At 62.3% G+C, this 13,664-nt stretch carries 13 protein-coding genes; 5 read left to right on the top strand and 8 right to left on the bottom strand.

Annotation, left to right across the window (positions count from 1 at the left end; genetic code table 11):
* The 3 genes from bamA to I8746_RS26495 all read left to right on the top strand — a co-directional run.
* Positions 1–1,210: outer membrane protein assembly factor BamA (bamA, locus tag I8746_RS26505; RefSeq protein ID WP_221101198.1), on the top strand; the 1,210-nt coding region annotated here is incomplete at its 5' end.
* A 130-nt stretch (positions 1,211–1,340) separates the two neighbouring features.
* On the top strand, positions 1,341–1,724 hold the full coding sequence (locus tag I8746_RS26500; RefSeq protein ID WP_012052219.1) for a hypothetical protein: 384 nt from the start codon (positions 1,341–1,343) through the stop codon (positions 1,722–1,724).
* A gap of 14 nt (positions 1,725–1,738) precedes the next feature.
* Positions 1,739–2,704, top strand: coding sequence for an endonuclease (locus I8746_RS26495; RefSeq protein WP_012052218.1), 966 nt, complete (start codon positions 1,739–1,741; stop codon positions 2,702–2,704).
* Between the two features lie 42 nt (positions 2,705–2,746).
* Here I8746_RS26495 and I8746_RS26490 read toward each other — a convergent pair whose 3' ends face one another.
* The 8 genes from I8746_RS26490 to I8746_RS26455 all read right to left on the bottom strand — a co-directional run bounded on the left by I8746_RS26490 (position 2,747) and on the right by I8746_RS26455 (position 11,913).
* Positions 2,747–3,709, bottom strand: coding sequence for a D-glycerate dehydrogenase (locus I8746_RS26490; RefSeq protein ID WP_014756875.1), 963 nt, complete (start codon positions 3,707–3,709; stop codon positions 2,747–2,749).
* Between the two features lie 10 nt (positions 3,710–3,719).
* Complete coding sequence (locus I8746_RS26485; protein WP_221101197.1) at positions 3,720–5,012, bottom strand: MFS transporter; 1,293 nt, start codon at positions 5,010–5,012, stop codon at positions 3,720–3,722.
* Positions 5,013–5,067: 55 nt separating this feature from the next.
* Positions 5,068–6,018 (bottom strand): sugar kinase, encoded by a 951-nt coding sequence (locus I8746_RS26480; RefSeq protein ID WP_221101196.1) that lies wholly within the window; start codon positions 6,016–6,018, stop codon positions 5,068–5,070.
* The gene (locus tag I8746_RS26475; protein WP_221101195.1) at positions 6,011–6,790 is read right to left on the bottom strand and encodes a sugar phosphate isomerase/epimerase; all 780 of its coding nucleotides are present in this window, start codon (positions 6,788–6,790) and stop codon (positions 6,011–6,013) included. Before I8746_RS26475 ends, I8746_RS26480 begins: the two co-directional genes overlap by 8 nt.
* Positions 6,791–6,854: 64 nt before the next feature.
* Positions 6,855–7,874, bottom strand: coding sequence for a transcriptional regulator PtxS (ptxS, locus tag I8746_RS26470; RefSeq protein WP_221101194.1), 1,020 nt, complete (start codon positions 7,872–7,874; stop codon positions 6,855–6,857).
* A 244-nt stretch (positions 7,875–8,118) separates the two neighbouring features.
* Complete coding sequence (locus I8746_RS26465) at positions 8,119–9,366, bottom strand: cytochrome c (RefSeq protein WP_221101193.1); 1,248 nt, start codon at positions 9,364–9,366, stop codon at positions 8,119–8,121.
* Between the two features lie 12 nt (positions 9,367–9,378).
* A complete protein-coding gene (locus I8746_RS26460) occupies positions 9,379–11,163 on the bottom strand; it encodes a GMC family oxidoreductase (RefSeq protein ID WP_004374955.1) in 1,785 nt (594 codons plus the stop codon).
* Positions 11,164–11,166: 3 nt separating this feature from the next.
* The gene (locus I8746_RS26455) at positions 11,167–11,913 is read right to left on the bottom strand and encodes a gluconate 2-dehydrogenase subunit 3 family protein (protein WP_221101192.1); all 747 of its coding nucleotides are present in this window, start codon (positions 11,911–11,913) and stop codon (positions 11,167–11,169) included.
* A gap of 278 nt (positions 11,914–12,191) precedes the next feature.
* On the opposite strand from I8746_RS26455, the gene I8746_RS26450 reads away from it, so the two are divergent.
* A complete protein-coding gene (locus I8746_RS26450) occupies positions 12,192–12,881 on the top strand; it encodes a histidine phosphatase family protein (protein ID WP_221101191.1) in 690 nt (229 codons plus the stop codon).
* A gap of 2 nt (positions 12,882–12,883) precedes the next feature.
* The gene (locus I8746_RS26445) at positions 12,884–13,588 is read left to right on the top strand and encodes a phosphatase PAP2 family protein (protein ID WP_259674210.1); all 705 of its coding nucleotides are present in this window, start codon (positions 12,884–12,886) and stop codon (positions 13,586–13,588) included.
* Positions 13,589–13,664: the final 76 nt, after the last annotated feature.

Raw genomic sequence — 13,664 nt, 5'->3', positions numbered from 1 at the left:
GACCCGTCTTGAGCGCCTGGGCTTCTTCAAGGAAGTCAACGTCGAGACCCCGCAGGTGCCTGGCACCGACGACCAGGTCGACGTCAACTACAGCGTCGAAGAGCAGGCCTCGGGTTCGATCACCGCCAGCGTCGGTTTCGCCCAGAGCGCCGGCCTGATCCTGGGGGGTTCGATCAGCCAGAGCAACTTCCTCGGTACCGGTAACAAGGTATCCATCGGCCTGACCCGTTCGGAATACCAGACCAAGTACAACTTCGGCTTCGTCGACCCCTACTTCACCGCCGACGGCGTGAGCCTGGGCTACAACCTGTTCTACAACAGCACCGACTACAGCGATTACTACGACGATGGGGTTTCGTATTATGCAATCAACAGCTACGGCGCCGGGGTCAGCTTCGGCTACCCGATCAACGAAACCTCGCGCCTGACCTACGGCCTGACCCTGCAGCACGACGACATTTCGCCCGGCACCTACAGCGCTGACGAGATCTACGATTTCATCTCCCGCGAAGGCAAAAGCTTCAACAACCTCAAGGCGTCGATCGGTTGGTCGGAATCTACCCTCAACAAAGGCGTGCTAGCCACCCGGGGCCACTCGCAGAGCCTGACGCTGATGGCTACCACCCCTGGCAGCGACCTGTCGTTCTACAAGCTCGACTACAACGGCCAGGCTTTCCTGCCGGTCACCAGCAACACCACGCTGCGCCTGCACACCAACCTGGGCTACGGCAACGGCTATGGCTCCACCGACGGCTTGCCGTTCTATGAAAGCTACAACGCCGGTGGGCAGGGGTCGGTACGCGGGTTCAAGGACGGCACCCTCGGCCCGCGCAGCACACCGGCTACCGGGGCCTATTCCAGCGCTGGGCAGGCTTACTATTCCGACCGCGACACCGATGTGCTGGGGGGGAATATCCTGATTACCGGCGGTGCCGAGTACCTGTTCCCGCTGCCCTTCGTGAAGGACCAGAGCCAGCTGCGCAGCTCGGTGTTTGTCGATGCCGGCAACGTATATGCCGACACCTGCTACCTGTCCACCACCCAAGGCTGCGGCAGCGTCGACCTGGCGCAGATGGCTGTGTCGCTGGGGGTTGGCGTGACCTGGTACAGCCCGATGGGGCCGCTGAGTTTCAGCCTGGCGGCGCCATTGAAAAAGCCGGATAACGCCGAAACCCAGGTGTTCCAGTTCTCGTTGGGGCAGACCTTCTGAGGCTGCTCTTGAAATGAACCGCGCAGCACGGGGGTTGAGCATTACCCGCTTTTACCCCCGCTTTACCCAAGTTGACAATCACCTTGCCTAAGCTGGCCAGCACTCGAACCCCGCCCAGCAGGACACCCTCATGCCTCCGTTCACACCCTGTTTCCCTACATCACTGCGCGAAAATGAAATACCCGTCGCCCTGCTCGATCTGGTGCAGCAACGCCTGACCACCCTGCTTGGCCCACGCTTCACGGTGGTACTGGGCGGTAGCGGCAACGGCGATGGTGTCAGTCATTACCACCTGGCAATCCAGCACAACCAGAGCGGGGTTTCCCTGGAGGATTACGGTGACGTCGGTGCCGGTTTCGTCGAGCACCTGCTGCGCATGGGCACCCAGGTGCGGGACATGCTCGACTCAACCACCTTCAGCCGTATGGGCAGCGACGACCCTGGCCGACCATTGGTATGGCTCCGCGAGCTGGTCAGCCCCGGGGAAACCATTACAATGCGCGGCCCAACCTGAAATATGTTTTCCCCATGAAATCACTGCTTTACGCCGTAACCTTATTATTTTCCTTTACCCTCCCTGCCTTGGCCAACCCGCCGACCACCTTCACCGAAGCCAAGGTGGTGGCCAAGCAGAAGGTCTACCTGGACCAGGCCAGCAGTGCCATGGGCGACCTGTACTGCGGTTGCAAATGGACCTGGGTGGGCAAGTCTGGCGGGCGCATCGATGCCGCCTCGTGTGGTTACCAGACGCGCAAGCAGCAGAACCGTGCCGAACGCACCGAGTGGGAACACATCGTGCCCGCCCACACCTTCGGCAACCAGCGCCAGTGCTGGAAGAACGGCGGCCGTGAGCACTGCGTGGACAACGACCCGGTGTTCCGCGCCATGGAGGCCGACCTGTTCAACCTTTACCCGGCCGTGGGTGAGGTCAACGGTGACCGCAGCAACTTCAACTACGGCATGGTCACTGGCAATGCCGGCGAATACGGCCAATGCACCACCAAGGTCGATTTCGTCCAGCGCACCGCCGAACCGCGTGACGAAGTCAAAGGCCTGGTGGCCCGCACCACGTTCTACATGTTCGACCGCTACAAGCTGAACATGTCGCGCCAACAGCAACAGCTGCTGATGGCCTGGGACAAGCAACACCCGGTGTCGGCCTGGGAGAAAGAACGCGACCGGCGCATTGCCGCGATCATGGGCCATGCCAACCCGTTCGTAAGCGGCGAACGCAAATGGACCGCCGGCTACAAGCCGGTTGGCAGCGGCGTGGTAGAGGCGGTGCCGGTAAAAGCGGCCAAGCCAGAGGCCAAACCAAGCCTGGCCAGCGCCGGTTCGGTTGGCGCCGTGCTTGGCAACCGCAACAGCCACGTCTATCACCTGTCAGTCGGCTGCCCGGGCTACAACCAGGTTACAGCGAAGAACCAGGTTACCTTCGCAAACGAAGGTGAAGCGCAGGCAGCGGGGTATCGCAAGGCAGGCAACTGCCGCTGACCGTTTCAAAGGCTGCGCGGCCCCTGTGGGAACCGGGGCGCGTCAGCCGTTGACCAGGTTTACCGGCCGCTCACCGGCCAGCGCGCTGAGCAGGTTGTCCACCGCGCAACGCGCCATGGCCTGGCGGGTGTCCTCGGTCGCCGAGCCGATGTGTGGGGTCGCTACCACGTTATCGAGCTGCAACAGCGGCGAGTCGGTCGGCAGTGGCTCGTGCACGAACACGTCCAGCCCCGCTCCGCGGATGCGCCTGGCCCGCAGCGCTTCGATCAGCGCCTGCTCATCCACCACACGCCCGCGTGAGATGTTCACCAGGATTGCCTCAGGCTTCATCAACGCGAGTTCCCGTGCGCCTATCAGGCCTTCGGTGCTGGCGCTCAACGGCACCGTCAGGCAAACGAAGTCTGCCTGCTGCAACAGCTCATCCAGGCTGCACTGGCATGCGGCATAGCGTGCTTCCACCTCGGGCTTGGCACGCTGGCTGTGATACAGCACGCGCATGCCAAAGCCAGCGGCCGCGCGCCGGGCCAGGGCCTCGCCAATCCGGCCCATGCCGACGATGCCTAGCGTCTTGCCGTGCACATCACTGCCAAAATGCGCCGGCCCCAAGTTGGCCTGCCAGCGGCCGTCACGCACCCAGTTCGCCAGCTCCACCACCCGCCTGGCGGTAGCCAGGATCAAGGCAAAGCCTGTGTCGGCCGTGGTTTCTGTCAACACGTCGGGCGTGTTGGTCAGCATCACACCACGCCTGCTGAGTTCAGCAATGTCGTAGTTGTCCACGCCTACCGAAACGCTCGACACCACTTCGAGTTGCGGGGCAAGGTCGAGCAGGCTGGCATCCAGGCGCAGGCTGGCCCCCAGCAACCCGTGCGCCCCCGGTAACGCATCGCGCAGGCGGGCCAGGCCATCGGGCTGGGTAGTATCCACCCAGGTCACCTCGACGCGATCTTGCAGGCGTGCCATCAAGTCGTCTGACAGGCGTTTATACAGGACGATTCGCTTCTTCATTGCAGATTTCCTAATGGTTCATGGCCAGACGCGAGCTATCGCGCTTTGCTCGGCCAGAGGTCTGGGAAGTATTGAGTGCAGCGGTAAGCGCCACTGCAGTCAGCAGCGCACCGCACATGAACAGATAAGAAGCGCCGGGCCCGCCCGTAGCCCCATTGAGGTAGCCCACCAGCCACGAACCGCCAAACGAGCCCAGCGCCCCCATGCTGTTGATCAGCGCCATGGCGCCGCCTGCGACGTTGGCCGGCAGGATCTCGGGCACGATCGCGAAGAATGGGCCATAGGGTGCGTACATACAGGCACCAGCAACCACCAGCAATGCATACGACAGCCAGAAATGCTCGCTGCCCAAGGCGTAAGAACCATAGAACGCCAACGCGGCAATCAGCAGCGGCGGCCAGACGAAGCGCTTGCGCTTTTGCAAGCGGTCCGACGCCCAGGACACGCCCACCATCGCCAGCACCGCCGCCAGGTAGGGCACCGAGGCCAGCCAGCCGGCCTGCACGATATCGACGTTCGCCGCCTGCTTGAGGATCGACGGCAGCCACAGCACGAAGCCATACACGCCGATGCTCCAGCAGAAGTACTGCAGCGCCAGGATGATCACTTGCGGCGAGCGGAACGCTTCGCGGTAGTTCTTTACAGGCTTGATACCCTGCTGCTCGGCAGCCAGCGCCTGCGCCAGGGCGGCCTTTTCCTGCTCGCTCAGCCAAACCACCTGGGCCGGGCGGTCATCCACCAGGCGCCACCAGAAGAACGCCCAGATCACGGCGGGCAGGCCTTCGATGATGAACATCCAGCGCCAGTCGTAATGCTTGATCAGGTAACCCGACACCACCGACATCCACAGAATGGTCACCGGGTTGCCCAGCATCAGGAAGGTGTTGGCGCGCGAACGCTCGGCCCGGGTGAACCAATGGCACAGGTACACCAGCATGGCCGGCATGACCGCAGCCTCCACCACCCCGAGCAGGAAGCGGATACCGATCAGCATGTAGACGTTGCTGACCATGCCGGTAAGCGTGGCAAGGCCGCCCCACAGGATCAGGCAGACGAAGATGAGCTTCTTCACGCTGCGCTTTTCAGCGTAGATGGCGCCGGGCACCTGGAAGAAGAAGTAACCGAGAAAGAACAGCGCACCCAACAACGAAGACAGCACCGGGGTGATGTGCAGGTCTTCGGCCATGCCGGAGGCGGCGGCGAAGCCGTAGTTGGCGCGGTCCAGGTACGCCAGGCTGTAGGTGACGAACACAATCGGGATGATGTACCACCAGCGGCGAGGTGCCAGGCTTTGGCTTTGCATGGTTTGTTTCTCCTGAGCTTGTTGTTTTTGTTGCAACAGGTGATTCGGGGTCGGCTCATGCGCTTCTGCGCAGGTCGTAGGCCTCCAGTTCATGACGCAGCGGCAGCCCTTCCATGTCGCCCCGCGACTGCACGGCACGGCTGCCGCACCAGTTGCCGCGCGCTACCGCCTCGGCTACCGGACGGCCCTCCAGTAGCGCGCTGAGCACACCGACGGCAAAGGCATCACCTGCACCGACGGTGTCCACCACGCGGCTGACTGGCACGGGGGCTACCTGCCCTTCGCCCTTGGCGCTGCGGAAGTAGGCGCCAGCGTCGCCCAGCTTGATCACCACCAATTCCACCCCTTGGTCCAGGTAGAACGCGGCGATATCGGCCGGCGTTTGCTGACCGGTCAGCAACCGCCCCTCCTCCAACCCCGGTAAAACCCAGTTGGCCTTGGCCGCCAGGGCATTGATTTCTCGCACCATGCTGCTTTGATCGGGCCACAGCGAGGGGCGCAGGTTGGGGTCGAACGATATGCTGCGCCCGGCTGCGCGCATTGCGTCCAGCAGCGCGTGGGACAGCGCCCGCGAGCTGTCCGACAGCGCCAGCGGAATACCGGTAGCGTGCACGTGGCAAGCCTGCAGCCAAACGGGGCTCACCATCGCAGGTGACAGCCTGCTGGCCGCCGAACCGCGGCGAAAGTACTCCACTGCCGGGTCACTGCCATCATCGCTGCGGGCCTTGAGCTGAAAACCCGTCGGGTAGATGGCATCCACCTCGACACCGGAACAGTCCAGGCCTTCGCAGCGCAAGCTGTCGAGCACGAAACGGCCCAACGAATCGTCACCTACCCGGCTCAGCCAGCGCACCTTGAAACCCAGCCGCGCCAGGCCGATCGCCACATTGCTGTCGGCGCCGGCGATGCGTTTGCCGAACTGGCCGACACCGGCCAGATCGCCGGCTTGCTCGGCGACGAACATGGCCATGGTTTCGCCGAAACACAGCACGTCATGTTCATGCATGGTCCAGCTCCTGCGCAGCGCCCAGTGCAGAAAGGTGACGCACCTGGGCCCGGGTCAGCGCCAGCAGGTCTTCGCCCACCAGGGGGTACTCGACGGCGCGCACCACGCCCGGCGCGAACTCGGCCATCAGCGCTGCCCACGCCTGCAGGTCCGCTGCTTGCGGCGGTATGGCAACCAGACGGCCATCGGCCCGGCGCTGCACAGCCTTGCAATGCACATAGCGCACCCAACGGCCTAGCTGTCTTGCAGCCTGCGGCGCAGGCTCGTCCTGCCACTGCCAGTTACCGATATCGAACGTCATGCCCAGGCGCAGCCCAAGCGGGTCGACACGCTGGAAAAACTGCAGCATCGGTTCGAGCCTGCCACCTTGTGCGGTCTGATCGTTTTCCACCAGCAACAGAGGCCCATGCGCAGGCAACAGCGACGCCAGCGCCGTCACATCGCAGTGCTCATCGAAGTGCCCCAAGGAAACCTTCAGCGCCACCGCGCCAAGCGCCCGGGCAATTTCCAGCTTCTGCACCAGCAGCGGGTCGGGCACGCCTTGCGCGGTCCACAGTTCAAGGGGGGTGGAGTACAGGCATTCCAGGCGCAGTGCGGCAATGACCCTGCCCAGCGCAGCTGCGTCCGGTGCACTGGCGAACAATTCTTCACGCAATTCGACGCGGCTGACGCCAGCGGCTGCCAGCAGGTCCAGAAACTGCTCCTGGCCACGTTGGCGCACAAAATCAGCGCCGTAGCTGGAGAGACTGATGGAAACGGGGTTCGCTTGCATTGTTCTTGTCCTTATGAAACCGGTTTCATTTTTGATCAGCAGCAGGCAAAAGCCTGCCGTTTTCTTACTGGGGTTGGGTTGAACCGCGGATGATCAGGTTGGCTTTGAAGTCGATGCGCCGGGCTGCGCCGCTGTCGCCGCGCAAACGACCGAGCAGGCTTTCGAAGGCCGCCACGCCGATACGCTCGGTGGGCTGGGCCAGCGCGGTGATGCCTTTGCCGACCAAGGGGTACCAGTCGAGGTCGTCGAGGGCGATCAACCCGACATCGGTAACCAGGTTGCGCCCGGCCTCGAGCAGCGCCCGGGTCACCGCCAAGGTGGCAACGCCGTTGAAGGTGAAGATGGCTTGCGGACCATGACCACTGTGGGCAAGAAACGAAGCCAATTGGCCCTGCAGCCCGGCGCCGATTTCGAGTACCTGCTGACGCATGCCCGGCCGACGGCTGATCGACGCGCCGAATGCCTGCACCCGCTCCAGACGTGAACTGGTGCCATCGAGGGGTTCGCTGACCGCCAGGATGTCGCGGTAGCCCTGGGCTTGCAGGTGGTCCAGGGCCTGCTCGACTGCGTCAGCATTGTCCAGGCCGACAAGGTCCACATTCAGCTCGGGCAATTGGCGGTCGACCAGCACCATGGGGATGTCACGCTGCAGGTTGAGCAGTTCGCCGGGGTGGTGACCGAGGGTGTTCACGATCAACCCTTCGACGTTGTAGCTCTGCAGGGCCACCAGGTGGTGACGCTCCTGCTCGTCGTCGCGGTTGGTGTTGCACACCACCAGGCTGTAACCATGCTGACGGCAGGCGGTTTCCACGCCGTGCATCACGGCCACTGAATAGGGGTTGAGGATATCGGCCACCAGCATGCCGATCAGCCGCGTCTGGCCGCGCTTGAGGCCGCGAGCCATCTGGTTGGGGCGATAGCCGAGGCGTTCGATGACCTCTTCCAGCCGCTTGGCCGTGGCTTCGGCCAGCAATTGGCGGTCGCCACCGATGTAACGGGAGACGGTGGCTTTGGAAACGCCAGCAACACGCGCCACTTCGCTGATGGTGACCCGTTCGCGGGTATGGGCAGGCGCGTCGGTCATGGGTTTTCCTTATGATTGTTTTAATAGTGATGAAACCGGTTTCAATACAGCAAAAATGCGCGGGTTCGTCAACAGGCCGTTGGTCGGGCACGAAAACAGGAAATGTTAAATCGCATTAAGAATATTGCATAGATCATTGATATTAATAGATTTAGATCTACGGGGTCGGGGTTAGGGATGGCACAGGCTTCGCCCGTGTTCGCGGGTAAATCCGCTCCTACGGGCGAGGGCGCAGAAAAACACGTCAGCGAAGCGACTTCACATCACCGGCGGTGACGGCACTGCCCTGGTTCCCCCAGCTGCTGCGAATGAAATTCACCACCTCGGCAACCTCCTGGTCACTCAGACGCCAGCCGAAAGCCGGCATGGTGAAGTTCGACGGCGCAGTGTGCGTTGCCGGTACCGTGCCACCGGCGAGCACCACATGGATCAGCGACGTGGCATCCGCAGTCTGCACCACCGGGTTGCCGGCCAAAGCCGGGAACACGCGGGTGTAGCCCTGCCCGTCGGTGCGGTGGCAGGCCGCGCAGTTGTCGATGTACACCGCCGCCCCAGGCTTGCTGTCGTCACCCTTCCATAGCGCATCCGCGACCTGCTTGTCGTACACATGCAGCTGGTCATTCGGATTACTCGGCGGCAGGGTTTTCAGGTAGCGGGCGATAGCGGTCAGGTCGGCATCACTCATGTGCTGCATGCTGTGCTCGACCACATCGCTCATGCCGCCGAACACGGCGCTGCGATCACTGCGCCCAGTCTTGAGAAACTGCACCAACTGCGCTTCGCTCCAGCTGCCCAGGCCATCTTTGTGATCGCCACGCAGGTTCTTGGCAATCCAGCCTTCCAGCGGCGCGCTGCCGGCCAGAAACTGCTCGCCATCGGCCGCGCTCAGGGCCTTTTCCTGCATGGTCAGCGCCCGCGGCGTATGACAAGCGCCACAATGCCCAAGGCCCTCGACCAGGTACGCGCCGCGGTTCACCACAGGGTCAGCTGTCGCCGATGCCTGCCAGGGCTTGGCCTCTGGTGCGAACAGGCCGCGCCAGATTGCCAGTGGCCAGCGCATGCTCAGCGGCCAGGGAATGTCAGAGGCCTTGTTCGCCTGCTCGACAGGCGCCACGCCCTTCATGAAATAGGCGTACAGCGCCTGCATGTCCTGCTCGCTGACCCGCGCATACGACGGGTATGGCATGGCCGGATAGAGCGTACTGCCGTCTTTGCCGATACCCCTGCGCACGGCTTGGTCGAAGTCTTCGAAGCTGTACTGGCCAATGCCACTGGCCGTCGGGGTGATGTTGGTGGAGTACACCGTGCCAATCGGCGTTTCCATCGGCAACCCACCGGCAAAGGGCTTGCCGTCTTTGGCGGTATGGCAGGCCACGCAGTCACCGGCGCGGGCCAGGTACTCGCCCAGGCGTACCTGTGCATCGTCATTCGCTACGGCCTGTGCAGCCGCGCCGGCACCCAGCACCAGGGTGGCGATCAACAGTGTCTTCATGCTCATCGCTCCTCAAGCCTGGACCAACGGACCGGGGTTTTTCAGGTACTGCTCACGGATGGCGCGGGCCGACCAGTAGGTGAGCGCAGCCACCAGCCCGGTCGGGTTGTAACCCAGCCCCTGCGGGAACGCCGAAGCGCCCGGAACGAACACGTTGTGTACGTCCCAGCTTTGCAGGTAGCGGTTCAGTGCACTGGTCTTGGGGTCGGTGCCCATGATCGCCCCGCCGTTCAGGTGGGTGGTCTGGTAACTGGCGGTGTTGAAGTGGTCCTTGACCTGCTTGCCCAGCACGGCAATGGCCTTGGGGTTCATCGCTTGGGCGATCTTGCTCAGCTTGTCGACCATGAACTGGTTCATCTTGATGTCGTTTTCCTGCCAGTCGAACGTCATGCGCAGCAGCGGCTGTCCGTAGGCATCGCGGTAGGTGGGGTCCAGGTCCAGGTAATTGCCACGGTAGGACTGATGGGCGCCGTGGGCGTCCATCGACACCTGGTGGGTGTAGTAGTCGGCCGTGGCTTTCTTCCAGGCACTGCCCCAGGCCGGCGTGCCCGGCGGGTTGGAGGTACCGGCAATCGGCCGGCTACCGGCCTGGTTCACCCACATTGGCGAACCGCCGACGAAGCCGTGCGGGCCATGGTCGAAGTTGTCGGCGTTGAAATCGTCGATGGCAATGCCATTGCCACCCGCGCCGATGAAGTTGTTGGTGTAGGTGTCCTTGTCGAAGAACGCCTTGACTGTCCCCATGTTCTGATAGGCGAAGTTACGCCCGACCACACCTTCGTTCTTCACCGGATCGTAAGGTTTGCCAATGCCGGAAAGCAGCATCAGACGCACGTTGTTGAACTGGAAAGCCGCCAGAATCACCAGCTCTGCCGGTTGCTCCACCTCGCGCCCCTGGGCATCGATGTAGGTCACGCCGGTGGCCTTGCGCTTGCGGTCGTCCAGGTTCACCCGCAGCACATGGGCATTGGGCCGCAACTCGAAGTTGGGCACCTGGCGCAGCGCCGGCAGGATATTCACGTTGGGCGAGGCCTTGGAGTACATGTAACACACGTAGCCGCTGCAGAAACCGCAGAAGTTGCACGGCCCCATCTGCGCCCCGTAGGGGTTGGTGTATGGTCCCGACGTGTTGGCCGACGGCAGGTTGTAGGGTTTGTAGCCCAGGCGGGTGGCAGCCTTTTCGAACAGCCTTGCCGATACAACGTTCTTCTGCGCGGGCAGCGGGAACGGGTTGGAACGGTCCGGCGCATAGGGGTTGCCGCCCTTCCCTTCACCGACCACCTGGCCTTTGACGGTCCAGGCCTGGCCCGAAGTGCCAAAGACCTTTTCGGCAAAGTCGAAATAGGGCTCCAGCTCTTCGTAACTGACACCGAAGTCCTGGATGGTCATGCCTTCGGGAATGAACGTGCGCCCGTAGCGCTCTTCATAGTGGCTGCGCAGGCGCAACTCGACGGGGTCGACCCGGAAGTGCACACCCGACCAGTGCAGGCCCGCGCCCCCCACGCCCTTGCCCGGCAGGAATGCGCCCAGCTGGCGATTGGGCAATGCCACATCATTCACGCTATGGCGGACAGTGACGGTTTCTTTCGATACATCGACGAACAGCTTCTTGCGCACGCTGTAGGTCAGCTCATCAATCACCTGCGGGTAGCTGCCTTCGGGGTAGGTATCCTGCATCGGCCCCCGCTCCAGGGCTACCACGTGCAGCCCGGCCTCGGTCAGCTCTTTGGCCATGATCGCACCGGCCCAGCCGAAGCCGACGATCACCGCATCCACTTTGTTCAACACAGTCGCCATGCCTCAGGCCCTCTCACCACGGATCGATACAGCCGGGAACGGGTAAGGCTCATTGCGCTCGACCCAGTCCATGAAGTCGGCGCGGGCGCCGGGGAAGCCGATCTGGGTCCAGCCGACCATGCCTTTGTTGCCGCCATGAATCGGGTCGCAGAAGAACCCTTCGCGCGTGTTTTGCACCAGCAGGCTGAAGAACACCTTGGCCGGAACGGTTTCGAAAACCAGCTCTCCTGCCTCCAACTTGCTGAGAATGCGGTCCCGGGTAGCGCTATCTTGCGCAGCAAAAAACTGTCCGCCATTGGCCTTGCACCAGCCGTCCACGGCAGCGATGCCCAGGCGGTAGATTTGTTGCGGGCTGAGCTGCAGCTGGTAGCCCAGCTCGGGCGGGGCGTCGGCGTTGAAGGGCCCTTGCATGTACCACTGCGCACCAGTCGCGTAGGGGGTGTTCATTTGCCGGTCGATAAATTCGGCGGCGCCAGCTTCCAGTGCCCCTGGGCCAAGCTCATCGGCCGGGATGATGCGCGACACGGCGGCTTGTACAAAAGCCCATTCTTCGGCGTTGAAGAATGTCGGTTGATAATTGCCCGCAGGCGGCGTGGCCGGCACTTTCGGTTGCTGATGCGGTTGCGGGGCCGCAAGCAGCTGGCTGGCGCCCACGCCAAGCCCTGTACTGGCCACTGTAACGACAGGGATCAGGGTCAAGGTCTTGCGCAGAAAATCCCTGCGCGGGTTGTCTGGGGCATGCTCAGGCATTGCGAATCCTCATCGGCTGTGGGGGTGGCCTTGATAAGCGCCATCTGATTTTCAATAAAGAGGTGATCTTGATAGGCCATCAAGAAGACAGCCGAATAATCTAGCGCGTTCAGACAGGTTTTGAAACCGGTTTCATTTTTACCCTCTCATCCGGCTTGACCTCCACCGCACGCCCATCAGCGCAAGGCTTTTTTCACACCCGCCTCACCCTCTGCCGACATTCCACTGCCTACAGTGCCGACGCTCTCGCATGGAGCAGACTGACTGGAGTGGCAAAGATGCTGCACGACGTGATCGACGACTCCCCCGTTTCACGGCTTGCGCCGATATACCAATGGCCTTGGGGCACGGCGCAATGGGTGGTGTTGTGCCTGCTGCTCTTGTTCGGCGTAGCGCAAGCCTGGGCGCAGCAGCGCGCGGCCATCCCCAACCTGGGCAATCCCCATCACCTGCAGCACAGTGGGCTGTATACCGATTGGGCGAAAGGCTCGGTGATTGTCGTATTGCGCCATGCCGAACGCTGCGACCGCTCCAGTGATGCGTGCCTGAATGACCCCAGCGGCATCACCGTCGCGGGCAGGCAGGCGGCCACCGATGTAGGCCTCGGGTTGCAACACCTTGGCCTGGGCGCAGTTGATGTCTGGACCAGCCCAGAGGTGCGAACCCGGCAGACCGCACAAGCCATGTTCGGTAAAACCATTGCCACACAAGACTGGCTTAATCAGTGTGACGGCCACTTTGCCGAAAATGCCTTTGCCCTCAAGCGAAAAGGCCACAACCTCGTGCTGGTCAGCCACAGCGGCTGCATGGAACAACTGGAGCAGGCACTCAAAGCGCCTTCCAGCGCAACATCGAACAGCTATGCCAGCGCCCTGTTCATCACGCGTGGCAACGATGGCAAGACGAAGGTGCTGGGCCAAATGGCGGCCAGTGAATGGCACACTCTCATTGATGCCAAGGAACTCTGAACATGCCCTCCCGCGCCACCTTCTACCGCAACAACCTGCTGCTGCCGCTATTGCTGGCCGCCATTGTGTTCATGGCCTTCGACCTCACAGACTTCGATCGCTGGATCAGCAACCTGCTGCTTGACCCGGCCACTGGCCAGTTCCCGCTGCTGCACAACCCGTTATTCGAGAAAGTCACTCACAAATGGCCACGCATCCTGCCGGACTGGACCGGTGAACTGGCCGTCATAGGCAGCTTGCTGTCGTTCATCTGGCCGCGCTTGGCCAACCGCCCCCAATTGGGCCTTGCCCAAGCGCTGGAAAAGGTCCGTATTGCATCAGTGCTGCGCTTTACCACCCAACACCGACGCGACCTGTTGTTCGTGGTGGTAGCGTTCGCACTGAGCACCACCGTGATTCACTACCTGAAAAGCCATACCAGCGTGTATTGCCCTGTGGAAACCACGCTGTATGGCGGTTCGCAGCCCCGGGTCGAATGGTTCGAAAACTTCTCTTTATGGAGCAAACCCGGCGATGGCCGTTGCTGGCCGGGTGGCCATGCATCCAGCGGGTTTACGCTGTTGGCGCTGTACTTCGTGGCCCTGCGCCATCGGTGGGCACATGCTCGCAAGTTGTTGGTGGCCATTCTGCTGATCGGGTTCGTGTACGGCACTACCCGAGTATTACAGGGCTGGGAAGTGTCAGATTTTTTGTGTGCGGGCCGGTAACGGCCTGCCGTCAGGCAGGCCTTGATTTCACCAGGTTGGCCTGATGAACCGATCTCCGTACAGAATCGCAAATTGA

It is taken from the genome of Pseudomonas sp. USTB-Z, from assembly GCF_019691255.1.
Taxonomy (GTDB): Bacteria; Pseudomonadota; Gammaproteobacteria; order Pseudomonadales; family Pseudomonadaceae; genus Aquipseudomonas; species Aquipseudomonas alloputida.
Note: the sequence above shows the minus strand (reverse complement) of the source record. Positions and strands in the feature narration are given on the sequence as shown.